This window comes from Lysobacter brunescens (assembly GCF_042677005.1).
Classification (GTDB): domain Bacteria; phylum Pseudomonadota; class Gammaproteobacteria; order Xanthomonadales; family Xanthomonadaceae; genus Lysobacter_I; species Lysobacter_I brunescens.
In genome coordinates this window covers 2,176,068-2,198,952 of sequence record NZ_JBHTIF010000001.1, presented here as the reverse complement: position 1 = coordinate 2,198,952, position 22,885 = coordinate 2,176,068, and the positions used below count along the sequence as shown (strand labels likewise).

General features: G+C 65.3%; 19 protein-coding genes. 11 read left to right on the top strand and 8 right to left on the bottom strand.

Annotation, left to right across the window (positions count from 1 at the left end):
* Positions 1 to 519 carry a GNAT family N-acetyltransferase gene (locus ACFQ0E_RS09655; protein ID WP_386823438.1) on the top strand — a complete coding sequence of 173 codons (519 nt, stop codon included), beginning with the start codon at positions 1 to 3 and terminating at the stop codon, positions 517 to 519.
* Positions 520 to 673: 154 nt separating this feature from the next.
* On the opposite strand, the gene ACFQ0E_RS09650 is transcribed toward ACFQ0E_RS09655, so the two are convergent.
* Complete coding sequence (locus tag ACFQ0E_RS09650; protein WP_386823437.1) at positions 674 to 2,086, bottom strand: OmpP1/FadL family transporter; 1,413 nt, start codon at positions 2,084 to 2,086, stop codon at positions 674 to 676.
* 198 nt (positions 2,087 to 2,284) lie between these two features.
* Here ACFQ0E_RS09650 and ACFQ0E_RS09645 point away from each other — a divergent pair, with 198 nt between their 5' ends.
* The gene (locus ACFQ0E_RS09645) at positions 2,285 to 2,977 is read left to right on the top strand and encodes a rhomboid family intramembrane serine protease (protein ID WP_386823436.1); all 693 of its coding nucleotides are present in this window, start codon (positions 2,285 to 2,287) and stop codon (positions 2,975 to 2,977) included.
* Between the two features lie 58 nt (positions 2,978 to 3,035).
* Positions 3,036 to 3,356, top strand: a complete 321-nt coding sequence (locus tag ACFQ0E_RS09640; protein ID WP_386823435.1) for a DUF1820 family protein — start codon at positions 3,036 to 3,038, stop codon at positions 3,354 to 3,356.
* A gap of 79 nt (positions 3,357 to 3,435) precedes the next feature.
* On the opposite strand, the gene ACFQ0E_RS09635 is transcribed toward ACFQ0E_RS09640, so the two are convergent.
* The 5 genes from ACFQ0E_RS09635 to gpmI all read right to left on the bottom strand — a co-directional run bounded on the left by ACFQ0E_RS09635 (position 3,436) and on the right by gpmI (position 12,374).
* On the bottom strand, positions 3,436 to 7,020 hold the full coding sequence (locus ACFQ0E_RS09635; RefSeq protein ID WP_386823434.1) for a M1 family aminopeptidase: 3,585 nt from the start codon (positions 7,018 to 7,020) through the stop codon (positions 3,436 to 3,438).
* A gap of 10 nt (positions 7,021 to 7,030) precedes the next feature.
* Positions 7,031 to 7,924, bottom strand: coding sequence for an ABC transporter ATP-binding protein (locus tag ACFQ0E_RS09630; protein ID WP_386824098.1), 894 nt, complete (start codon positions 7,922 to 7,924; stop codon positions 7,031 to 7,033).
* Positions 7,925 to 8,177: 253 nt separating this feature from the next.
* Positions 8,178 to 9,488 (bottom strand): S41 family peptidase, encoded by a 1,311-nt coding sequence (locus ACFQ0E_RS09625; protein WP_386823433.1) that lies wholly within the window; start codon positions 9,486 to 9,488, stop codon positions 8,178 to 8,180.
* A gap of 120 nt (positions 9,489 to 9,608) precedes the next feature.
* Positions 9,609 to 10,862, bottom strand: a complete 1,254-nt coding sequence (locus ACFQ0E_RS09620) for a murein hydrolase activator EnvC family protein (RefSeq protein ID WP_386823432.1) — start codon at positions 10,860 to 10,862, stop codon at positions 9,609 to 9,611.
* A 9-nt stretch (positions 10,863 to 10,871) separates the two neighbouring features.
* Positions 10,872 to 12,374 carry a 2,3-bisphosphoglycerate-independent phosphoglycerate mutase gene (gpmI, locus tag ACFQ0E_RS09615; RefSeq protein WP_386823431.1) on the bottom strand — a complete coding sequence of 501 codons (1,503 nt, stop codon included), beginning with the start codon at positions 12,372 to 12,374 and terminating at the stop codon, positions 10,872 to 10,874.
* A 149-nt stretch (positions 12,375 to 12,523) separates the two neighbouring features.
* Between gpmI and ACFQ0E_RS09610 the strand changes: the two genes are divergently transcribed.
* Positions 12,524 to 13,279 (top strand): hypothetical protein, encoded by a 756-nt coding sequence (locus ACFQ0E_RS09610; RefSeq protein WP_386823430.1) that lies wholly within the window; start codon positions 12,524 to 12,526, stop codon positions 13,277 to 13,279.
* A gap of 273 nt (positions 13,280 to 13,552) precedes the next feature.
* On the opposite strand, the gene ACFQ0E_RS09605 is transcribed toward ACFQ0E_RS09610, so the two are convergent.
* On the bottom strand, positions 13,553 to 14,704 hold the full coding sequence (locus ACFQ0E_RS09605; protein WP_386823429.1) for an aminotransferase class V-fold PLP-dependent enzyme: 1,152 nt from the start codon (positions 14,702 to 14,704) through the stop codon (positions 13,553 to 13,555).
* A gap of 476 nt (positions 14,705 to 15,180) precedes the next feature.
* Positions 15,181 to 15,360, bottom strand: coding sequence for a hypothetical protein (locus tag ACFQ0E_RS09600; protein WP_386823428.1), 180 nt, complete (start codon positions 15,358 to 15,360; stop codon positions 15,181 to 15,183).
* Between the two features lie 101 nt (positions 15,361 to 15,461).
* On the opposite strand from ACFQ0E_RS09600, the gene ACFQ0E_RS09595 reads away from it, so the two are divergent.
* From ACFQ0E_RS09595 to ACFQ0E_RS09565, 7 genes are all read left to right on the top strand, one after another.
* Complete coding sequence (locus tag ACFQ0E_RS09595; RefSeq protein WP_386823427.1) at positions 15,462 to 16,724, top strand: hypothetical protein; 1,263 nt, start codon at positions 15,462 to 15,464, stop codon at positions 16,722 to 16,724.
* Positions 16,724 to 18,361: an FAD-dependent monooxygenase gene (locus tag ACFQ0E_RS09590; protein ID WP_386823426.1), complete on the top strand. Its 1,638-nt coding sequence runs from the start codon at positions 16,724 to 16,726 to the stop codon at positions 18,359 to 18,361. The genes ACFQ0E_RS09595 and ACFQ0E_RS09590 overlap by 1 nt, the downstream gene beginning before the upstream one ends.
* Before the next feature lie 82 nt (positions 18,362 to 18,443).
* The gene (ilvE, locus tag ACFQ0E_RS09585; protein ID WP_386823425.1) at positions 18,444 to 19,418 is read left to right on the top strand and encodes a branched-chain-amino-acid transaminase; all 975 of its coding nucleotides are present in this window, start codon (positions 18,444 to 18,446) and stop codon (positions 19,416 to 19,418) included.
* A gap of 127 nt (positions 19,419 to 19,545) precedes the next feature.
* Positions 19,546 to 20,343: a cyclase family protein gene (locus ACFQ0E_RS09580; RefSeq protein WP_386823424.1), complete on the top strand. Its 798-nt coding sequence runs from the start codon at positions 19,546 to 19,548 to the stop codon at positions 20,341 to 20,343.
* On the top strand, positions 20,340 to 21,047 hold the full coding sequence (locus ACFQ0E_RS09575) for a tryptophan 2,3-dioxygenase family protein (RefSeq protein WP_386823423.1): 708 nt from the start codon (positions 20,340 to 20,342) through the stop codon (positions 21,045 to 21,047). Before ACFQ0E_RS09580 ends, ACFQ0E_RS09575 begins: the two co-directional genes overlap by 4 nt.
* A gap of 228 nt (positions 21,048 to 21,275) precedes the next feature.
* The gene (locus ACFQ0E_RS09570) at positions 21,276 to 22,421 is read left to right on the top strand and encodes a pyridoxal phosphate-dependent aminotransferase (RefSeq protein ID WP_386823422.1); all 1,146 of its coding nucleotides are present in this window, start codon (positions 21,276 to 21,278) and stop codon (positions 22,419 to 22,421) included.
* A 15-nt stretch (positions 22,422 to 22,436) separates the two neighbouring features.
* Positions 22,437 to 22,850, top strand: a complete 414-nt coding sequence (locus ACFQ0E_RS09565) for a VOC family protein (protein ID WP_386823421.1) — start codon at positions 22,437 to 22,439, stop codon at positions 22,848 to 22,850.
* Positions 22,851 to 22,885: the final 35 nt, after the last annotated feature.

Sequence of the window (22,885 nt, the reverse complement as noted above, 5' to 3'; positions counted from 1 at the left end):
ATGTCCACAGCAGCCCCACTCCGCATCCGTCCCATCGAAGCCCGCGACGACGCGGCCATCGCCACGATCATCCGCACGGTGATGCCCGAGTTCGGCGCCTGCGGATCGGGCTTCGCGATCAGCGACCCCGAAGTCGACTGGATGCATCGCGCCTATGCCGAACCGCGTTCTGCCTATTTCGTCGTCGAGCGCGACCACGGCGACGGCCACTGGGTGGTCGAAGGCGGCGGCGGCGTGGCGCCGCTGGCCGGTGGCGACGAAGCCACCTGCGAACTGCGCAAGATGTATTTCCTGTCGTCGCTGCGCGGCCTCGGTGCGGGAGCCGCACTGATGGCGCGATGCCTCGACGCCGCGCGCGGATTCGGTTTCGCGCGCTGCTACCTCGAAACGCTCACCGGCATGGACGCCGCGATGCGGCTGTACGAACGCAGCGGATTCCGCCGCATCGACCACCCAATGGGCGACACCGGCCACGGCGGCTGCAACACGTTCTACCTGCGCGAATTGGGCGACGCCTGAGCGCATGCCTGCGGAGCGTCGCGGCTTGCGCCGCTCCCACAGCACACCGGCTCTTGTGGGAGCGACGCAAGTCGCGATGCTTTCCAGAACAGGCATCGCCCAAAGAAAAACCCCGCCGAAGCGGGGTTTTTCGCGTATCGCCGACAGCGTTCGATCAGAAGCGGTACTGACCGGACACGCCGAACAGATTGACGTTGCTGCTGTACTCGCCGAACAGCACGTGGCGCTGGCTGTCGATGATGCCAATCTTCGGCTTGTCCGGCTGGATGCGGGTGTAGGCCGCGTTGACTTCGAGGTGGTCGCTCACGTTCCAGGTCAGGCCCAGCGAGAACCAGCGACGATCTTCGTCGGGCAGGCGCGTGGTGCGGGTATGGAAGGTGGTCGGGGTTTCGTCGTACGCATAGCCGCCGCGCAGCGTGAACTTGTCCGACAGCTGGTATTCGGCACCGATCGACCAGAACGCGGTGTCCGTCCAGCTGAAGTCTTCCGAGGAGGCCGGCTGGAAGGCGTTGTCGAAGTAGATGGTGACGGCTTCGACGGAGTGCCAGTCGGTCTGCGAGTAGTCGGCCATCAGCGCCAGCTTCTCGTTGAGCTGCCACGACATGCTCACGGTGGTCACGCTGGGCGTAGTCAGCGGCGCGGTGGCGCCGGTGTCGCGGAAACCGTTGCCGAGCACGGTCAACTGGGCGCGCTGGGCGGGCGTCAGCGGCGCCAGCGGATTGGCGGCCAGTGCAGCGAGGCCCGGCTGGGCACCGGCGAACGAGGCCGGCAGGGTGAAGTCGGCGCGACCGCGAAGCTCATGGTCGATTTCCGAACGGTGCGTGAAACCGAAGGCCAGGCTGTCGGTCGGACGCCAGTTCAGGCCGAGGATCCAGCCCAGGCCATGGTCGTCGCCCTGCACACTGACCGAACCGTCGGCCGACTGCGGACGGGCGCCCGGCAGACCGGCGCCGAGCATGATCGTGCCGAAATCGATGTTGTTGTCGAGCGTGGCCTCGGCCTTCTCGTAGATCAGGCCCACGCCGACCGAGAAACGGTCCGGCACGATCTCGTAGGCGGCGGAGAGGGTCACGTCGACCGTCTTCACTTCCGACTTGGTGGACGAGTAGCGGCCGACCCAGTTCTTGTCGTATTCGGTCTTCAGGCCGAACGGCGCGCTGACCATGGCGCCGAAGGTCAGGCCGTTGTCGAACTTGTGGATGAAGGACATCGCCGGCACCGGGGTCGGCTCGCCGATGTCGCCGCCCTGGCCGCCGGTCAGCGGCGCAGCGGCCGGACCCAGACCATTGCCGGCGTAGCCGCCGCCTTCGAATTCGGCGTTGAGATCGATGACAGTCAGGTCGACCTGGGCGGTGGTCTCGTCGAACTGGGTCATGGTCGCCGGGTTGTTCACGACGACAGAAGCATCGCCCTTGGCGACGCCGGAACCGGCGAAAGCGCGGCCCATGGCCTTGACGCTGTTTTCCTTCAGCTGGAAGCCCGAGGCATGGGCCTGGCCGAAGGTCAGCGCGCCGGCGATGCCGAGGGCCAGCGCGGTGAGGGGGATGAAGCGGTGGTAGGTCTGCATGGTACTGACGTCTCCGTGGACAGGTGGTGTGTCGCGCCGCGCGGACAAGGGTGCGTTCCATCTCCCCTGTTCCGCTCCTGCCGGAAGCCCCCTCCCGACGTACGACGGCGTATGTACTATACATTCCATGTTAACCGAACGCTAACAAGCGTTATCCTGCCTGCGGTCTCACCTCGGACATCACGTTCCAGACGCCGCATGTTCGTTCAGCTCCCGTCACGCACCAAGTCCGGCCTGCGCTGGGCCACGCCGCTGGTCTTCGCGACCCTGTGGTGCGCGTTCCTGTGGATCAGCACGCGGATGCCGACGACGCAGCGGATGCTGCTGGAAGACTGGGGCGCACTGACCGGCGGCCCGGGCCTGCCCGAGACCTGGCAGGCGCTGTGGTCGAGCCTGCGCTGGAAGACCCTGTTCACCGCGATCTTCCTGCATGCGGACTGGGCCCATCTCCTCGGCAACCTGATCTTCCTGCTGATCTTCGGTCTGCCGGCGGAACGCGCGATGGGCCCGTGGCGGTTCCTGCTGCTGTTCCTGATCGGCGGCGCCGTGGCCAACCTGGCGACGGTGCTGATGATCGGCACGCCGGAGCGACTGGTGATCGGCGCCAGCGGCGCGGTCGCGGCGGTGATCGGCGCCTATCTCGCCCTGTTCCCGCGCGCCAAGCTCGGCGTAGTGGTGCCGCTGGGTCTGTTCCTGGAATTCATCCGCGCCCCGGCCTCGCTGCTGATCGGCGTCTGGGCGATCCTGCAGGTGGTGTTCGCCTACATCGGTCCGGCATTCGGCGCGGTCGCATGGAGCGCGCACATCGCCGGCTTCCTGTTCGGCGTGGTGTTCGCGGTGCTGGCCCGGGCCGGGATCGAACGCCGCCTGCGCCACGCCCGGAACTGGTAACCCGGACTGGTGAGTCGGGCTGGTGATCGCACCGCCGCGCCCCGGCTATCATTCCGCCATGAACAAGACGCTCTACAAGGTCACCTTCCTCAACCACGGCAAGATCTACGAGGTCTTCGCCGGTCGCGTGGGCAGCAGCAGCCTCTGGGGATTCACCGAAGTCGCCGATCTGGTCTTCGACGTACACGAGGGTCTGGTCGTCGATCCCACCGAGGAACGCCTGCGCGACGAATTCGGCGGCACCAAGGTGCTGCACCTGCCGATGCAGAGCATCGTCCGCATCGAGGAAGTCGAGAAGAAAGGCCAGTCCGCGATCCGCGACGCAGCCAGCGGCGAGAAGGTCGTGACGCCCTTCCCGATGCCGGCGAAGCCACGCTGAGCGACCGCCGGATGCAATGACGGCGCTGCGCGATCCCTGCGCAACGCCGTCATTCCGTCTTGATTGATCGGGCAGACGCCTACTGCAGCGTCACCCGCTTGCGGTTGTCGGACGACACTCGGTCGATCAGCTTGTTGTACGGGTCGAAGCCGGCCTCGTAGGGTTCCGCGTCGACAACCACGGTGAGCTTCGGCGTGCCGCTGGTGATACGGTGGCGCTGCAGGTAGAGCGGCTTCTCGTCCTCTTCCTTGCCCGACGGGCCTCGCGCGAACACGCCGACCTCGATCCAGTCGTCGAGCTTGCCGGCGGTTTCCTTGCCCTTGCCGTCGGCATAGCGCTTGGCGGCGTGCAGGTCGAGTACGACATCGTACTTGCCGTCCGCGCGCTTCTTCGCCGTCGCTTCCTCGACGCGGTTGTCGTAGAAGCTGATCTTCTCGAACAGGTCGGCGATCAACGTCTCGTGCTGCGCGCCGGCCTCGGCTCGGATGTAGTCGAGCAGTTCCTTCGAAGTGGTGTACGGCGGCTGCTGGTAGCCCTTGTCCTGCAGGAACTTCTTCAGCGCGCGGTTCAGCGCCGCCTCGCCCATCTCCTCGCGAAGGCGGTAGAACACCACGGACCCCTTGCGATAGTGGACGTACGGCTGGTTCTCCACGCGGTACAGCGGCAATTCCTCGACGATCTCGCCGCCACGGCCTGACAGGTAGCCATCCAGTTCGTTCTTGAGGAAACGGCGCATCTTCTGCCGGCCGTATTCCTTCTCCATCACCATCAACGCGGAATACTGCGACAGCGATTCCGACAGCACGGTCGCGCCCTGCATGTTCGCGCCGATCACCTGGTGCGCCCACCACTGATGCGCGATCTCGTGCGCGGTGACGTAGAACACGTAGTCGATCGAGTCCTTGTCGCGGATGTCGGCGATGAAGCCGATCGACTCGGAGTACGGAATGGTGTTGGCGAAGGCCTGGGCGAAAGAGGCGTACCCCGGGAACTCGATGATCCGGACCTGGTGGTGCTGGTAGGGGGTGAAATTGGCTTCGTAGTAGGCGAGCGACTTCTGCACCGCCTCGACCATGCGATCGACATTGAACGGGTGCTTGGCGTCGTAGTACACCTCGATCGGGATGTCCTTGTACTTGCCCTTCTTCACCTGCCAGCGCGCGGACAGGTAGGAATAGAAGTTCAGCATCGGACGATCCATCGCATAGCTGAAGCAGCGACGGCCATCGCGGGTGAACTCCTTCTGCAGGTAACCCGGCGACAACGCGATCTGGTCGGGCGCGGTGCAGATCGTGGTCCTGAAGTCGATCCAGTCGGCATCGTCTGAGATGTACGTGTTCGCGCGCGCGGCCTCGTCCTCCAGCTTGGGCATGCGACGCGGCTCACCGAGTCCGCGCTTGCGGCGCTCGTTGCGGTCCGCGATCTCGGCGTTGTCGTTGTAGCCGAACGACGGGAACAGCTGGTTGTTGAAGAACGAACCGTTCTCGACGATCGCCGTCTGCGCGGTGCCGTTGGTGATGCCGTTCGGCGCCATGCGCACCTCGAACGCGATCCTGCGCTCGCCGCCCGGCGCGATGGGCTGCTTCAGGCGATAGATGCGGTAGCCCATGTCCTTGTCGTGCTTCACGAGTTCCGCGTCACCGACGTCGATCGACGCCAGGGTCTTGTCATCCTGCATGGCGACATGCAGTTCGGCGATCGGCGTGGCATGCGGGTTGCGCACGACGTAGCGGCCCTTGGCGGTCATCGTCTGGGTTTCAGGTCGCAGGTCGATATCGACGTCGGCCGACACGATCTTCGGCTGCGCGAGCCCTTGGTAGCGCTTGTATTCGCGCTCGTAGCGGGCCTGCAGATCGAGGGTGTCGTCCGGCGACAGGAAATCGTTGCGGACGTTGGTGTTCCAGAACAGCCAGCCGCCGGTCGCAGCGAAGGCCAGCACCGCCAGCGCGGTCGCAGCGCCCAGCGGGCCACGCAGACGCGCACGCGCCACGCGCAGGCGTTCGCCGAAGCCGCCGACGGAGCCGCGCGCCCACATCGCCGCCGACAACAGCAGCAGCACCAGCAGGAACAGTCCCCAGTAGCCCTGGAACCACAGCTTGGCCCCGAGGAAATGGCCGTAACCGTTCATGTCGGAGTACGGCGCGCCCGGCGAGCCGGCGTAGCTGTACAGGTTGTGGGTGAAATCCAGCGCACCCAGCGCGGCCTGCAGGATCAGCACCAGGATCAGCAGGCCGTAACCGGCGTACTTGTTGCCGGTGAACACCTGCAGGCACAGCGCGAGACCGGCCATCAGCACGAAACCGATGCTGTCGAGCAGCAGGGTCTGCGCGTAGACCGCCAGTTCGAGCTGGGCATGTCCCTTGAGCAACTGGATCACGATCGCGGCCACGCAGCCCAGCAGCTGGAAGCTGAAGATGACCGCGATCAGCGCGGAGAACTTCGCCGACAGCGGCACCCAGTTCGGCACGGGCATGGCATCCGTGACTTCGTGGATCTTCGCCGCGCGCTCCTTGCCGACCAGTTCGCCGGCGTAGAACAGCACGATGATGATCAGCATGAAGTTGTAGGCGCCCTGCAGCGCTTCGAGCATCTGCGAGGTGACCGGGTGGATCGGCGTTTCGTAGAGCGTCTCGGCGAAGATCGCGCTGGGAATGAAGTTCGCCAGGGCGAACAGCAGCATCACGATGAACGGCACGCCGCGGAAGACGCCGACGGTGTCGAAGCGCAGCTGGCGCAGGAACTGCGCGATCGCGGTGCCGGTGCCGAACGACGGCGTCACGCGCGGCAGGTTCAGGGCGCGCAGCGTCGGCACGGCCTCGGCCACGGCGGCCGGCAGCGCCTTGGCGCGACGCAGGCCGCGGCCGGTGCCGGTGCGCTCGGTGCGGAACAGCGCGAAGCACGCGCCCATCAGCACCAGGCCGATGCCCAGCCACAGCGCGCGGTTGGCGAGGATGTAGCCCGCGATGGCCGGCACGTCGGTGTTGCGCTGCTCGGCGGCCCAGTAGCGGATGGTGCGGCTGAAGGCGCGGATGCCCAGCGGCTCGGCCAGCACGGCCGCCCAGACGTTGTCGAGGTCGCGCATCAGCACGCCGCTGACGATGTAGAGGATGATGAAACCGAGCACGCCGACGTAGACCCAGAGCACGCTGCGGGTGAGGATCGCCAGCAGCGACAGCAGCGCGGCCATGAAGATCAGGTTCGGCAGCACGATCACGCCCAGCGCCCACAGGTGCGGCACCGCAGTGACCGGGCCGAGTCGCTGCGGCTCCAGCCACGGCATGAACTGCGCGACGAACAGGCCGAACGCGATCACGCCGTATACGCACAGGCTGGCGAAGATCGCCGCCGACATGCGCCCGGCGACGTAGTCGCGGCGACGGATCGGACTGGCGAAGATCAGGTCGGCCATGCCCTGCTCGTGGTCGCGCAGCAGCGCGCCATTGACCGCCATCGCCACGAACAGCATGCCGAACAGCGAGAAGATGCTGAGGTACTGGACGATGACCACAGGCGCGTTGCGGTGCACGTTGCCGATGGCGCCGCCGATCTGCACCGCATCGGTGGTCAGGCCGAAGAAGCCGAGCAGCGCGAACAGCCCGCCCATGAGCCACAGCAGCGGCGAGCGGAGCTGCTGGCGCAGCTCGAAGCGGAAGAATTCGAACATGGCGGACTCCTCAGGCGGCCTTGGCGTGCTGGCGCAGGCGCTGGAAGTACACGTCTTCCAGGTCCGGGGCCACGCGCTCGAAGCCGTCGCCCGGCGGGAAGTCGCTGTGGATGTGGATCACCGGCTCGCCGCCGACCAGGCGGGTCGACAGCAGGGTGAAGTTCTTCTCGTACTGCGGCAGGGCGTCCTTCGCGACCACCTTGCGCCACACGCGGCCGTCCAGCGCGCCGATGGCATCGGCCGGCTTGCCGGTCAGCAGCACCTTGCCCTTGTTCATGATCGCCATGTTCGGGCAGAGGTCGGTCACGTCCTCGACGATGTGCGTGGACAGGATCACCGCAACGTTCTCGCCGATCTCGGCAAGCAGGTTGAGGAAGCGGTTGCGTTCCTCCGGATCGAGACCGGCGGTGGGCTCATCGACGATCACCAGGCGCGGATTGCCCAGCAGCGCCTGGGCGATGCCGAAACGCTGGCGCATGCCACCGGAGAAGCCGCCGAGATGGCGTTTGCGCGCATCCCACAGGTTCACCTGCTGCAGCAGGCCGTCGACGACTTCGCGCCGCTGCTTCCTGTCGACCAGGCCCTTGAGGACCGCGAAATGTTCGAGAAGATCGAGCGCGCTGACCTTGGGATACACGCCGAAATCCTGCGGCAGGTAGCCGAGCTGGCGCCGCACCGCATCCTTGTCGCGGAGCACGTCGATGCTGCCACCCTTGCCATCCTCGAAGCTGACGGTGCCGCTGTCAGCTTCCTGCAGCGTCGCGAGGGTGCGCATCAGCGAGGATTTGCCGGCACCGTTCGGGCCGAGCAGACCGAACATCCCGCGCGGGATGTCGAGCGTGACGTTGTCGAGCGCGCGCACGCCGTTGGCGTAGGTCTTGCTCAGTTCGCGAATGGACAGCATGGGGCCCCCGAGGTCATGGGGGCGCGACATGCGCCCCTCTCCTTGCAGGGATGCTAGCCGAGGCGCAACGGTCGCCGCGCAGGTCGATGGTCATCGGGCCGAAAGTCATGCGTGACTTGCGGCCCATGGACCCAACGGCATCGCGCCTGTTGTAGAGCGGGTCGAAGACCCGCTGCGCACCATCACGAACCAATTGCCCTGCAGGTTGCAGCGGATCTTCGATCCGCTCTACAAAAGCCGGGCGTTGCCTGGCTCAGGGCTTCGCGCTTGCGGCCAGCGGCTTGTTGCCCTGCGTCTTGAGGACGCCCAGGGCGGCGGTGATCGGACCCTCGCCGTCGAGCACGTCGCCGACGCCCTGCCCTGCGGTTTCCTGCTCGCCACGCAGGTGACCGGGCAGCGCCGATTCCGAATAACTGCCGGCGCTGCGCGCGCCCTCGGGCTTGAGCACGACATCCGGTTCGATGCCGCGCGCCTGGATCGAGCGGCCGCTGGGCGTGTAGTAGCGGGCGGTGGTGAGCTTCACCGCATCGCCGTTGTCCAGCGGCAGCACGGTCTGCACCGAGCCCTTGCCGAAGGTGCGGCTGCCGACCACGCGCGCACGGCCGTTGTCGCGCAGCGCGGCGGCGAGCACTTCCGAGGCGCTGGCCGAACCGGCATCGACCAGCACGACCACCGGCGTGCCCTGCAGGCGATCGCCCGAGGTGGCGTTGAACACGGTGTCGACGACCGGGTTGCGGCCGCGCGTGCTGACGATGCCGCCCTTGTCGAGCAGTTCGTCGGCGATCTGCACGGCGGCCGTGAGCAGGCCGCCGGGATTGCTGCGCAGGTCCAGCACGAGGCCGCGCAGGCGCTTGTCGGCGGCCTGCGCGGACAGTTCGTCGAGCTGGCGCACGAAATCGTTGGCGGTGTCCGCCTGGAAGGTACTGATGCGGAGGTAGCCATAACCCGGCTCGAGCATGCGTCCGCGCACGCTGCTGATGCGGATGGTCTCGCGCTTGACGGTGATGTCGATCGGCTTGGCCTGGCCTTCGCGCTGCACGGTCAGCACGGTGCTGCTGCCGGGCTCGCCGCGCAGCGGATTCTCGCCCAGCGAGTCGGGCGTGAGCGGCTTGCCGTCGATGGCGACGATCAGGTCGCCGGGTTTCACGCCGGCGCGCGCGGCCGGGGTGTCGTCGATCGGCGCGATCACCAGGATGGTGCCGTCGGGCTGGACCTGCACGTCGACGCCGATGCCGTCGTAGGCGCCGCTGCTGTCCTCTTCCAGCGACTGCGCGTCGCTGCGCACGAGGTAGGCGCTGTGCGGATCGAGGTCGAGCAGCAGGCCGCGGATCGCCGACTGCATCAGCTTGCGGTCGTCCACCGGCTCGACGTAGGCCTGCTTCACCGTGTTGTAGACGGTGACGTAGCGGCGGATCTCCTCCAGTGGCACCTGGCTCTCGGGCTTGCTGTCGGCCTTGCCTGCGGCGGGTTTCGCGGCCGGGACCGGCGCGCCGCTCTGGGCGAAGGCCGGCAGGATGGCGGCGGCCAGCACGAGCGTCAGCGGCAGACGACGGGGGAATCGCATCGAACACTCCAGCGGGAAAGCGGACCGGGGTTGGACCACCGGACGGGGGACGGGTTCACCGTGGTGGGCCCCGACCATTCAGGCAAGGCTACCGTATCGGTTTGGCGGCGGCGCAGCCAGTTACTGCCGGCGAAGCCAGCTGTTGGGGTCGACCGGCTGCCCGTTGCGGCGCAGCTCGAAGTACAGCGCCGGCTGCGCCAGGCCGCCGGAGTTGCCGACCCGCGCCACGGCATCGCCGCGCTTGACCGACGTGCCGACATCCTTGAGCAGGGATTCGTTGTGCGCGTACAGGCTGAGATAGCCGTTGCCATGGTCGACGATGATGATCAGGCCGTACCCGGTCATCCATTCGGCGAACACCACGCTGCCGTCGGCCACTGCGCGCACCGGGCTGCCCAGACCCGCAGAGATGAGCAGGCCGTGGCTGGCCCGACCGTCGGGCATGCGTCCGCCGTAACCGGCGAGCAGGCCACCCGACAGCGGCCAGCCGGCCCCGCCGACGCGCACCGGTGGGGCGCTGGCGATCTGGCGCGGCGGCTTGCGTTCGCCCTGCGTGCGCGTGCCCGGCTTGGTGCCGCCGGCCTGCCGGGCCTTCTCGGCCCGCGCCTTCTCGGCGCGCTCCGCCGCCACCCGCTCGGCGGCGGCCTTCGCGGCGGCGGCGCGGAGGCGCGCGACCACCGCCTGCAGCGCCTTGGCATCGCTGCCCAGCGCCTGTTCACGGGCTTGGCGATCCCGGTAACGCTGTTCGAGTTCGGTCAGCGTGACCGCATGCGCCTTGCGGTCGCGGTCGAGGTTGGCCAGCTGCACGCGCTGCTGCGCGCGGGCCGTGTCCAGCGCGGTGCGACGCGCGAGGATCTGGGTTTCGACGCGATCGAGTTCCTGCAGCTCGGCGGTCAGCGCCGCCGCGCGCTGCACGCGCTGGCGCTGCAGGTAGCCGTAGTACGCGAGCTGGCGCTGGCTGTCGGCGACGCGGTCCTGCGCCAGCGCCAGCTTCAGCGGCGCGTGGCCGCCCTGCGCATAGGCCGCGCGCAGCAGCGTGGCAAGTTCGCGGCGCTGCGCGGCGTGCTGGCTGCGCAACTCGTCGCGACGCTCGAGCAGTTGTTCGTAGGCCGCCTGCTCGCGCGCGAGCTGCGCTTCGGCCTCGTGCAGGGCGCGGCTGGAGCGGGCGACGCGCTCGTCGACCTCGCGCAGTTCGCGGCTGGCCGCACCGCGCTGGCCTTCCAGCCGGCGGCGCTCGGCCGCGACCTCGTCCAGCTCGCGGCGCACCTTCTCGAGCTGGCGCTGCGCTTCCGGACCGGACTGGCGCGCGGCCAGCGGCGTCGCCAGCGCCAGGAGCAGCGCGACAAGCAGCCAGCGGGCGAAGGAAGACGTCATGGGGCGTCTTCAGCCAGCGACCAGCAGCGAACGGCCGGTCATGTCGGCCGGGGGCGCGATGCCGAGCAGGTCGAGGATGGTCGGCGCCACATCGCGCAGCGCGCCACCGGTGCGCAGGGTTGCTTCGCGCTGACCGACATAGACGAAAGGCACCGGGCCGACGGTGTGCGCGGTGTGCGGCTGCCCGGTCTCGGGGTCGCGCATCATTTCCAGGTTGCCGTGGTCTGCGGTGATCAGCAGCGCTCCACCCGCCGCACGCACGGCGGTCTCGACCGCACCGATCGCCACGTCCACCGCCTCGGCCGCCCGGATCGCCGCCTGCAGGTCGCCGGTGTGGCCGACCATGTCGGGGTTGGCGATGTTGCAGATCGCGACGTCGATGCGGCCCGAGGCGATCGCATCGACCAGCTTCGCGGTGACTTCCGGGCAGCTCATCTCCGGCTGCAGGTCGTAGGTCGCGACCTTCGGGCTGGGTACGAGGACGCGCTCCTCGCCCGGATACAGATCCTCGCGCCCGCCGCTGAAGAAAAAGGTGACGTGCGCGTACTTCTCGGTCTCGGCGATGCGCAGCTGGGTCAGGCCGCGCTCGGCCAGCACCTCGCCGAGCGTGTTGCGCAGGTCCTCGGGCGGATAGGCCACCGCCGCCGGCAGCTTCGCGTCGTACTCGCTCAGGCAGACGAAGCGCGACAGCGCCGGGCGACGCGTCGCGAAACCGTCGAAGCCGGGATCGACGAACGCGGCGGTCAGCTGTCGCGCACGGTCGGCGCGGAAATTCATGAACACGATGGCATCGCCGTCGGCCATGGGCCGGGCACCATCGAGGACGGTCGGGGCGACGAATTCATCGTTCTCGCCGCGCGCATAGGCCTCGGCCAATGCAGTCAGCGCATCGGCGGCATGGTGGTCGGCCCTCGCCTCGACGATGGCGTCCCAGGCGCGCTGCATGCGGTCCCAGCGCTTGTCGCGGTCCATCGCGAAATAGCGACCACCGACGCTGGCGACATGGGCGTTGCCCAGCGCATCGCACTTCGCCTGCAGCGCGCGCAGGCTGGGCTCTGCAGACCTCGGCGGCATGTCGCGGCCGTCGAGGAAGGCGTGCACCGCGGCCCGGGACACGCCTTCGCGCGCGGCAAGGTCGAGCATCGCGAAGATGTGCTGCTCGTGGCTGTGCACGCCGCCGGGCGACATCAGGCCCATCACGTGCAGCGTGCCGCCGGCCGCCTTCGCGGCGGCGCAGGCCGCGCGCAGCTCGGCATTGGCGAAGAAGCTGCCGTCCTCGATCGCCGCGTCGATGCGGGTCAGGTCCTGGTAGACGATCCGCCCGGCGCCGAGGTTCATGTGGCCGACCTCGGAATTGCCCATCTGCCCGTCCGGCAGGCCGACGTGGCGGCCTTCGGTGTGGATCAGGGTGCGCGGCGCGCCGTCCCACAGGCGCCGCCAGTTCGGCAGCTCGGCCAGGGCCAGGGCGTTGTCGCTCGGGTCCTCGCGATATCCCCACCCGTCCAGGATCATCAGTACGACAGGCCTGGGACTCGGAGACTGGGGATGCGCGGCAGCGGACATGTGACCTTCGGGGCAGTGACTTCGGACAGATGCGATTGTAGCGAAGGCCCCGCATCCTAGGTCCCACACGCACCGCCCGCCCAACCGAGAGGTCCCCCATGTTCAAGCTCCGCGCCCCGACCACCCGCGCCGCCACGCGCGCCACCGCCCTGGCCGTCGCGCTCGCCGCCCTGGTCCCGGCCGCCGCCATGGCCGGCAAGAACGATGTCGACAAGGTCATGGGCAGCATCACCGCGCACGCCGGCCAGACCTACGGCGACCTGACCACGGTCAACGGCAGCATCCGCGTCGAAGCCGGCGCCAAGGCCAGCGACGCCACCACCGTGAACGGCAGCATCCACCTCGAAACCGGCGCCAGCATCGGCGACGCCGAGACCGTGAACGGCAGCATCCGCGGCGATGAGCGCATCCGCGCCGCCAGCGTGCAGACCGTCAACGGCAGCATCCGCCTCGGCAACGGCAGCCAGGTTGGCGACATCGAAACCGTGAACGGCAGCGTGTTCGTCGACCGCGGCAGCAGCATCGGCAAGGACGTGGAAACCGTGAACGGCGCCATCGGCCTGGTCGACACCGACGTCGCCGGCGGCATCAGCACCGTCAACGGCGACATCACCGTCGGCGTCGGCTCCCACGTCCGCGGCGGCATCACCGTCGAAAAGCCCACCAGCAACTGGATGCCCGTCAGCGCCAACAAGCGCAAGCTGCGCATCATCGTCGGCCCCAACGCCATCGTCGAAGGCCCCCTGGTGTTCAAGCGCGACGTGAACCTCTACGTCCACAGCACCGCCCGCATCGGCGAGGTCACCGGCGCTACCGCTGTCCGCTACGAAGGTGCGACTGCGCCGAAGGATTGATCGAAGGAAGCACGGTCGCCCCGCACCTACACGCCCTCCCCCAACGCCGCTCCCTCACCGGAGCGGCGTTTTCGTTGATCGCTTTGGAAGAAACCACAGGCTGCAGCCGCAGGCCGTGGGGTACTGAAGGCGCGGGGTCCGGGCAGAAGCGAGGCCTGACCCAACCATGTCGCCAATCAGGCAAGTGATCGTCCACGTCGATGCAACACCGGCTTTTCCCGGGCCCGAGGATGCGCACAGGAGATCGGCCCATGCATGCTCAGTCGTGCATGCTTAATTGCCCACGCTTCCCGAAGATGCCCTGTACCCGGCGATGTGGGCGCAGGCGAGATCGACATCCGAGATCGTGTTGTAGTAATGGAACGACAACCTCGCCACGTCGCCCCTCGGACTGATGAAGACACTGCGCTCGGCAAGAAACGCAGCGAGGCGGTTTGGCTCCCGGTCGGCGATAGCGATATGCGCCCCCTGCTGCATGGCGTCCGCTGCCGAGAGTACGCGTTCACCTTGTGCGACGAGCTTGCTGATCGCATGGGCGACGAGCGCGGCGATGTGCGCACGCACCGCCTGCATGTCGAGACGCTGCAGCAGATCAAGCGCGGCATTGCATGCGAACACAGCAGGCACGGACTGCGTTCCGGTTTCGAAACGACGCGCGGCCTCGGGAAAATCGAGCTGCCTCGGGTCGAAGGCAAATGGATTGCAGCGCCCGAACCAACCCGTCAGTTGCGGGTCCAGATCCATCATGCCGGGATCCTTCACGTACAGGAATGCGATGCCAGGCCACCCGAGCATGTATTTCATTGCGCCCGCCACGAGGAAGTCGCAATCCAGCGCCACGACGTCGATCGGCTCGGTCCCGATGGCCTGGTAGGCATCGACGAACACTTTCGCGCCGCGTTCACGCGCCGCCTCGACGACCCTGCCGACAGGCAAGCGGATGCCATGCTTGTAGGTCGTCATCGGCACCGAGACAAGGCCAGTGGTCTCATCGATCGCAGATCGATACGACGCAGCGACATCGTCGCCGGGGCCGACGAAGGACACCTTCGCACCGCGCGCGGCCTGTGCGAGCCACACATGCGCGATCGACGGGAACTCGATATCGGCGGAGACGATGGTCGCGCGCTTTGTCCAGTCCAGGCACGACGCGACCTGGAAAGCACCGATGGACGCATTGGGGAGAATCGCGATCTGCTCCGGGCGTGCGCCGATCAGCCGGGCGAATCCCTCGCGCACGCGCTCCAGCTGCAGTTCGAAACGAGGCCACGGCGCACCATCCCGGTCCATGAGTGCGAGCATCTCCGCAACAGCGGCAGCCGCCTGTTCGGACCTGGCACCAAGACTGCAGCTGCACAGATGGACATTGCTCCGGAGCGAAGGAAAGCTGGCGCGAAACTCGGTAGGTGACAATGGCTCGTACATCTGGACTCCATGTTCAAAAGCATGTACGGCGCAGGATGCACCGCAAAATAAAGAAGACCGACCATTGCATGCAGCAACGTCGGCATGGATGGCATGCATCGCATCAGGCCCAGGACGATCCGGCCATAATCGCAGTCACGTCACCATGCACTCAGCGACAACCTCACGAGAGCAGGACGCGCCCTCGGCCGCAGATGCGTCACATGCATGCGACAGTATCCTTGCCGTGACTGATCATTCTGTCAATTTTCATCGGCAGCGCTACGAATGGGATCCGAATCGAAAAAGGTCGTCACGCCTGCAGCGACGTTGCGACAGGCAATGCCTTGCGCATGCGAATGCACCGTCTCCAACCGACGGCGGGCGACCGCTCATGCGTCGCCAACACGAGCATCCGACCGATCTCGCGAGCTAAGCGGTTCTGCGAACACGAGAAGCCACATATGGCCGGGCTCAGGCTCCATCAGCCGGAACTGTCACGCAACTGCCGCGAAAGCATCCAAATTGCCGCATACAGTTGAAGAGGCCTGTTCGACCGCACGTATCGCCATGAACAGTGAAGCCTTCTCATCCATCTTACAGAAGCCGCGATGCCGCGCATGCGCCAAACCTTGCTCCGCGCGAGCCCGCATGCGACAATCATCGGTCTTGCTCATCAACGGCGCTGCATCGCCGCATGGATGCGACGAAGGATCGTTTAGGCCGGATTCACCACGCCAGAGTGCATGCTTGCTGGCAATTTCAAGGAAGAAACAGCGTGTCCATGGACGAAACGAACAATGTTGCGCGCGCATCAGGCGCCATTGATGCTTGGATAGGAAACGACGGCAGTGGCCTGTTTCCATACGATGCCGTGATTCGAGCCTATCACGAAATGGGCAAGCACTTCGTGCCCGACACCCTTCTTGAAAGGCTTGATGACGCACGATCGCTCATCACGAAGCAAGCGCAGACGGAGCAGGCGCTGAAGGTATTCCTGGATGTCGCGCTGGACAAGTACGACAGTCGCTACGAATACGTGACATACCTGGCCATCAGCGTCTTGAGCATCGACGCAGGCGGCGCTCGCGGCGACACACGGTGGAACTCACTCGAAAAGCGCGACAGGCTTTTCCTGCACCTCATCTGCGACATGCTCCGTTTCGAGCTTTTGATGATCGATGGTGCGGACAAGGCCCTGCAGCAATTGCCTCCAGACCCAAAGGTCTCGCAGCGCAGGTGCGCGAGTGCGCTGCGCGCGCTCAAACCCGTCATTGAAAGGATTGGCCTGGACTTCAGCCAGGCGGATGACGACCCCATCGGGATGGCGCGAAACCTGTGCAGGATTGTCGCGAACAGAACGGAACGCCACGAGCAGGAGCTGCTCGCGCGCAGCATCCTGCCAGTCTATGTCGTCCACGACGAATACATGTTCATTCGCGTGCTGCAGTCGTTCGAACTGACTTTCTGCTGGATCGCCGGTCGCCTGATGAAGGCACTGGAATGCTTCGACGATTCGCCGAAGGATGCGGGCATCCTGATCAAGCAAGCGGACGGCGTTCTGGCCGAAACCACCATGCTGTTCTCGCTGCTTTCGACGATGCAGCGCGAGTCATTCCAGACATTCCGCGCATTCACCGAAGGCGCGAGCGCGATCCAGTCAAGGAACTACAAGCTTGTCGAATCGCTGTGCCGGGTTCCGGAGGAATCCCGCCTTCACTCGATCGCCTACTCTTCCGTTCCGGAAGTACAGCAGAAAGTCATCGCAGGCGTATCCACGCTGGACGACGCCTACAAGACGCTCGACAAGCGCATCGGCAATGCGCAGCGAACCGAGCTGACGCAAGCCATGGCCGATTTCGCGAAATCGATCAAACAGTGGCGGAGCACCCACTACGGCATCGCGATCAAGATGCTCGGTGAAAACACGGGCACCGGCTACACCGAAGGAACGCCTTATCTCGACGCCGTCAGAACCATCCCGGTCTTCCCGTCCATCGACGGCGTCGCCCACACGAAGGAAATCGAGGAAGTCTCCTGATGCATACAGTCGCTCCTGTCGGGATCATCGGCGCAGGCCCCGTCGGCATGGTCTGCGCCTTGCGCCTCGCCTCGCTGGGAATACGCAGCGTGCTCCTGGATGCCAAGCCCGCCCTGGTGAAGCAGGGGTCGAAGGCATGCCTGATCCAGGGCGATGTCGTGGAGATCCTGGACAAGATCGCATGCGGCGAAAGGATGCGGGACGAAGGCGTGCGATGGAACGTCGGACGGACCTACGTGCGCAGCAAGGTCATCGCGACCAAGACCTTCCCGCTGGACCTCGGATTCGGGCCATTCATCAATATCTCCCAGCATCGCCTCGAGCAGGTCATGCTGGGTGAGATCGAAGCGAATCCGCTGTGCGAGATCCTGTGGTCTTGCCGCGTCAACGAAATCGCGCAGGACGCCGAGAGCGTACGCATCGTCGCAGAGAGCGACGGTGCCCGAGAAGAGCACGCGTTCCAGTACCTGATCGCGTGCGATGGCGTGAACAGCTCGCTGCGCGGCATGGTCGGCGCCGAACTTGACGGGTATACGCACAACGCGCGCTTCCTGATCACCGACATCAAGGCGAAGCTTCCGTTGCACAAGGGCCGTCACTTCTACTATGACCCGGCATTCAACCCGGGCCGGCAGGTGGTCATCCACCCCCAGCCCGACGACATCTGGCGGATCGACTGGCAACTGGCGCCAGAAGACGACATCGAAGCCGAGAAGCTCAACGGCAAGCTGGATCGGCGCATTCGCGCCGTGATAGGCGACATAGACTACGAAATCGATTGGCTGAGCACCTATCGCTTCCATCAACGGGTGCTCAGGAACTTCCGCCATGGCCGCGTGTTCTTTGCAGGCGATGCCGCACACTCTTTCCCACCGTATGGTTCCCGTGGAATGAACAGCGGCATCCAGGACGCCGACAATCTGATATGGAAGATGGCGCTCGTGCTCAAGGGCGAGGCTGGCGATGCACTGCTCGACACCTATCACACCGAACGCCATGCAGCAGCTGTCGAGAATCTCAGGATCACCGAGGACACCCTGAAATTCATGGTGCCGCCAAACAGATACAGGCGATACATGCGCAACACCATCCTGCATCTGGCCAGGCTGATGCCTGCCATGCGCAGGTTCGTCAACAGCGGAAAAATGGCCGAGCCCTACGTCTACGCCAAGTCGCCCATCGTCGCCGCAGGCCACGTCCTGTCCGGCAAGTTGGCACCAGACGCGATGGTATGCGAACAAGGCGTCGAGGCACGACTCAGGAAATACTTCGGGCGCGCGTTCACATGCGTGTACTTCGCGAAGGATGCCGAGGACGCAAAGGCTTTCGCAGCGCGACAGGAACAGACTGCGAACGTACCGCACGCCAGCATCATCGTCATCCTGCCTCCCGCGCAGGAGGTCCAGTCTATCGCGCCGGATACGCGCATCCTCACCAGCAACGACCCCGACCTCGCCCAGCACTACGGCTGCCACCGAGGGGAGTGGATCCTCGTCCGGATGGACGGGCACGTGGCCGGTCACGGCACGCACGCCGATCGCGTCCGGGACGCGGTCCGCAACGCGCTGGAACCTGGTGCGCGCAGCGTCCGGAAGACGGAGGAGCCCTCCGACCAGCAGATCCGGCGGGCCGCATGAGCGTGCCCGGCCGAGAAAACCGGCACTGTGCCCGACCGCGCACGCGCCTTGTCGTCGCACCATCAGCCGCAGGAGATGTCCGATGAGCTTTACCCCGAGGTTCGCTTGGCATAACGGCCAAATCGTCCCATGGGACGACTGCGTCGTGCATGTCCGGACGCAGGGCGCTTTCTGGGGCGCGAACGTGTTCGAGGGCGTCAGGGCCTACTGGCAAGCCGATGAAGCTCAACTGAGGTTGTTCCGGCTGCAGGATCACCTTGATCGCCTGCATCGCTCGATGAAATGCATCGCGATGCCCTGCAGGTATTCGGACGAAGAGATCCGCAGCGGATGCCAGACGCTTCTTCGCGCCAATGAAGTGGCAGGCGATGCGCATGTCTGCATCGTCGGTTATTTCGGCATGGGTCCGAACTTCGATCCGCTCTGCTACACGGAAGATGCCGGCCTGCACATCACGGCCATCCCGGCCCCTCGATCGCCGCGCTTCCACGCCGGCGCTGCAGCCTGCATCTCGTCCTGGCGCAGGATCAGCGACGATACGATGCCGCCGAGGATCAAGACCGGCGCGAACTACCACAACAGCCGACTGGCACAGCACGAAGCGATCAGGAACGGCTACGACACCTGCCTCATCACCAATCAACGCGGCACTGTTTCCGAGGCACCGGGCGCCTGCTTCGTGATGGTGCGCGACGGCCGGCTCGTCACCCCCCCAGGAACGAGCGGCGTGCTCGAAGGCATCACGCTCGCGACCATCGAAACACTGGCGCGAGAAACCCTCGGTGTCGACCTGGAGCGGCGCGAGATCGATCGCACCGAGCTGTATCTCGCAGACGAGTTGTTTCTCTGCGGCACCCTGGCCGAGATCACACCGATCACGACGATCGACCGTATCGCCGTAGGATCGGGACAGGTCGGCGTGCTGACGAAGCGTCTGCAAGCAGTCTTCGATGCCACGGTGCTCGGCACGGACAACCCGGCCTGGTCGATGCCCGTGTACGCCGATTCGGAGCGCCACACACGCAAGACCGACGACGCACTCGAACAGGTCGTGTGATGGGGAGCGCCCTGATCGAGACCCGCCTGTCGATGGCCATCCCGCCATGCCCTCCCGACCTGAAGCTTCGCGGAATCGCTCCTGCATCGCTCAGCAGGCACGCGCCTCGCACGACCTTGTCGCAACCATGAACGTTGAAAAAGACATGTCCATCACCGGCTCCGCCATCGAAATCCTGCTGCAAGGCCTGACATCCGGCCACCTTCGCATCGTCGACCTGACGGCACCGCTGCACGAACTGACGCCGATCATCCGGCTTCCGCCCGAGCGAGGCCAGCCATGGCCGTTTTCGCGCGAGCTGATCAGTCGATACGACGAAAAGGGGCCGCACGTCTACTGGAACAACCTCAAGATGTGCGAGCACACCGGCACGCACTTCGATGCACCGATCCACTGGGTGACGGGTCGCGATCTCGATGACGTCTCTCAAGTCCCGGTGCAACGTCTCGTGGCGCCAGCGGTGGTCATCGACCTCACCGAAGAGGCTGTTGATCCCTCGTTCCTTCTCGAACGCAAGCATGTCGAACGCTGGATCGAAACGCATGGCCCCCTCCCCGAAGGCGGCTGGCTGCTCTACCGGACGGGATGGAGCCGTCATGGAAACGATCCCGACAGATTCCTCAACGAGGGCATCACCCCCGGCGTGCGCCCGGAGTGCGCGAAATGGCTGGCTGAGGACACCTCAATCCAGGGCATCGGGGTCGAGACGGTCGGTACGGATGCGGGCCAGGCCGGCTGCTTCGATCCGGCGTATCCATGTCACTGGTTCTTCCACGGCGCCAACAAGTACGGGCTGACCCAACTGAGAAATCTCGAATTGCTCCCGGCCCGGGGGGCGATGGTGATCATCGCCCCCTTGCCGATCGTCGGCGGATCGGGCAGTCCCTGCCGTGTCATGGCCATCTACGAGGAGACGACGCGGTGAACGAATGTCCTGTGACGAACGAAGTGGCGAATCAGATCCCTCCGACTGCCGGGGAATCGGAATATGCAAGCTACATGCGTACGGACATGCTGCTGAGCCTGCAGCGTCCCGACGACGAACTGCTGCATCGGGATGAGCGCCTGTTCCAGTGCGTGCACCAGTCGACCGAGCTCTGGCTGAAACAGGCCGTATTCGAGATCGAACATGCGATCACGCTGATCCATGATGCTCGACCCATGGCTGCAGCGCAGATCCTGGGCCGTGCGACCGACTGCATCGACCTGATCACGGGACAACTCAAGCTGCTGTCCAAGATGTCGTCCTTCGATTTCGGCGCACTGCGACCTGCATTGGGCAAGGGCTCCGGCCTGGAGTCTCCGGGCTGGTCCTCGCTGCGTCGTGCCGCACCTCGCCTTCATGCCGCCTTCCTGGCGCAATGCGGGGCTTCCCGCAGCGACCTGCAGGAAATCTTCCGAAGTGGTCACGATCAGCCGCTGTACGTGCTTGCGGAGGCATTGATCGACCTGGATGGAAAGGTGTCGGTCTGGCGCCTTGAACATCTTTTCGTCGCAGTACGCACCATCGGCACTGGCGGGATCGGCACCAAGGGCATGCCCGTCCAGACGTTGGCGAACATGCTGAACCACCGGCTCTTCCCGGAGTTGTGGGAAGCACGCGCCGCATTGGCGGGAGCCTACGCATGAGCCTTGCTCCGCACATGCATGGCGTATCTCGCCTGGACAGGCAGTGCGGGACGACATCATGCCAGGCACTGCCGGCAGATGACCGCTCCTGGCTTGTGTAACCGTCGGGCAAGCCTTCGCCAAGCCTCCGACCTCATGCCCATGCACGGATCGAAGACCGACTCCGAACGAAACAGCCCCGCATCAGAACGCCGTCCTGCAGGACGCACGACACCTGGAACCGAAAACATGAACGACACGAACCGATCCGTCAGCAAATACGTAAAACCGAATGTGATGGCCCTCGATCGCGAGGTGATCCGGGACGAGCTGGCCGATCGCCTTGCTTACCTGCGCCTCGACAAGAACGAGAATCTCCACGCTTTCGACGACGAGCCGTTCGAAAGCTTCAGGCAGACGATCTCCCAGGAGCTTGTCTGGGGATACCCGAACCTGCGTCCTCTCTACGAAAAGTTCGCGCAACAGAACGGCGTCGGGACTGACCAAGTCCTGCTGGGCAACGGCTCGGATGTCGCCATCAAGGCACTTTTCGACGCCTGCATCTCGCCGGCAGATGAGATCATCCTGCATGCCCCCTCGTACTTCATGTTCTCCATCTATGCGCAGCTTGCCGGCGCCGAGGTGGTATCAATCCCGGTCCGGGACTGGCTGCCCGATCTGGAGCGCATGAAGGCGGCCGTTGGCCCGAAGACGAAACTGATGGTCATGGAAGATCCAAGCGGCTTCGTCGGCACTTCGATCACCGTGCCCGAGATGCGCGAACTGGCGCAGTACCTGCACGCGCGCGGCGTTCTTCTCCTGATCGATGAAGCCTACCTGTACGTCGGCGGCGACCGCAGCGAGCACATGCCCCTGCTCGCCGAGTTCGACAACGTGATCATCTCGCGCACGATGTCCAAGGCGCACGGCCTGGCCGGTGCGCGGGTCGGCTTCCTGATGTCGAACCCAGAGCTGATGGCGCATATCGTCAAGTGCCGTCCGCTCTACGAAATCTCGGCACTGTCGGCCCATTTCGCGGAATGGGTGCTCGACCATCCGGAATACGTGGAGGAATATCGCGAGATGGTGACGAGCAGCAAGGCGAAGATCTTCGCCGCACTCGACGACCTCGATGTTCGCTATCGCGACACGCGCGGCAATTTCGTCCTGGTCCACTGCGACCGCATCACGCCGGATGAGATGGTCTCCAGCCTTGCAGCGCAAGGAATCCTGGTTCGCCGTCCGTTCACCGATGCACAGTTCACCGACTGGGTACGCGTCACCGTATCCGGCCCGTGGGCGACCCGCAAGTTCATCGAGGCCTTCCAGAAAGTGAAGACGGCCGGCGTGGAAGCCGAGAACGAAGCCGACGCCCTGTCCACTGTCAACGACTGAACCAAGGAACCTTCCATGACCCTCGCAAGAGCCGTCGGCATCAATCATGTCTCACTCGAAGTGGGCGACATCAAGGAGGCAATCGCCTTCTACAGCCAGCTCATGACCTTCGAAGTGGACGATCTCGAAGAAGACCGCTGTTCGCTTGAGCTCGGCGACCAGTTCATCGCACTCACCAAGGGACGCGTGCAGGAATCAGACGGCGATCGCCACTTCGGGCTTGTCGTCGACGACAAGGAAAAAGTCCGCGCCCGCCTGATCGAACTGGGCATTCCGCTGCTGCCGGGCCGCTTTCTGGGGTTCCTCGATCCGTGGGGCAACCACATTGAAATCGTCGGTTACGGGAACATCCGTTTCGCGAAGACGCCCGACGTGCTGGAAAGCATGGGCATGAGCGACCTTCGCAAGACCGTGACTCCGACGCCCTGAACAAGCTCAGGCGTGGCATGCAGTGCCGCGCGAGG

Bases quoted from the DNA above. Each gene is read 5' to 3' on its own strand.
- ACFQ0E_RS09580 (WP_386823424.1), top strand. From the start codon at position 19,546: ATGAACGTTGAAAAAGACATGTCCATCACCGGCTCCGCCATCGAAATC.
- ACFQ0E_RS09635 (WP_386823434.1), bottom strand. From the start codon at position 7,020: ATGTTCGAATTCTTCCGCTTCGAGCTGCGCCAGCAGCTCCGCTCGCCG.
- ACFQ0E_RS09565 (WP_386823421.1), top strand. From the start codon at position 22,437: ATGACCCTCGCAAGAGCCGTCGGCATCAATCATGTCTCACTCGAAGTG.
- ACFQ0E_RS09605 (WP_386823429.1), bottom strand. From the start codon at position 14,704: ATGTACGAGCCATTGTCACCTACCGAGTTTCGCGCCAGCTTTCCTTCG.
- ACFQ0E_RS09590 (WP_386823426.1), top strand. From the start codon at position 16,724: ATGCATACAGTCGCTCCTGTCGGGATCATCGGCGCAGGCCCCGTCGGC.
- ACFQ0E_RS09600 (WP_386823428.1), bottom strand. From the start codon at position 15,360: ATGAGCAAGACCGATGATTGTCGCATGCGGGCTCGCGCGGAGCAAGGT.
- ACFQ0E_RS09645 (WP_386823436.1), top strand. From the start codon at position 2,285: ATGTTCGTTCAGCTCCCGTCACGCACCAAGTCCGGCCTGCGCTGGGCC.
- ACFQ0E_RS09570 (WP_386823422.1), top strand. From the start codon at position 21,276: ATGAACGACACGAACCGATCCGTCAGCAAATACGTAAAACCGAATGTG.
- gpmI (WP_386823431.1), bottom strand. From the start codon at position 12,374: ATGATCCTGGACGGGTGGGGATATCGCGAGGACCCGAGCGACAACGCC.
- ACFQ0E_RS09655 (WP_386823438.1), top strand. From the start codon at position 1: ATGTCCACAGCAGCCCCACTCCGCATCCGTCCCATCGAAGCCCGCGAC.
- ACFQ0E_RS09650 (WP_386823437.1), bottom strand. From the start codon at position 2,086: ATGCAGACCTACCACCGCTTCATCCCCCTCACCGCGCTGGCCCTCGGC.
- ACFQ0E_RS09640 (WP_386823435.1), top strand. From the start codon at position 3,036: ATGAACAAGACGCTCTACAAGGTCACCTTCCTCAACCACGGCAAGATC.
- ACFQ0E_RS09630 (WP_386824098.1), bottom strand. From the start codon at position 7,924: ATGCTGTCCATTCGCGAACTGAGCAAGACCTACGCCAACGGCGTGCGC.
- ACFQ0E_RS09620 (WP_386823432.1), bottom strand. From the start codon at position 10,862: ATGACGTCTTCCTTCGCCCGCTGGCTGCTTGTCGCGCTGCTCCTGGCG.
- ilvE (WP_386823425.1), top strand. From the start codon at position 18,444: ATGAGCTTTACCCCGAGGTTCGCTTGGCATAACGGCCAAATCGTCCCA.
- ACFQ0E_RS09610 (WP_386823430.1), top strand. From the start codon at position 12,524: ATGTTCAAGCTCCGCGCCCCGACCACCCGCGCCGCCACGCGCGCCACC.
- ACFQ0E_RS09625 (WP_386823433.1), bottom strand. From the start codon at position 9,488: ATGCGATTCCCCCGTCGTCTGCCGCTGACGCTCGTGCTGGCCGCCGCC.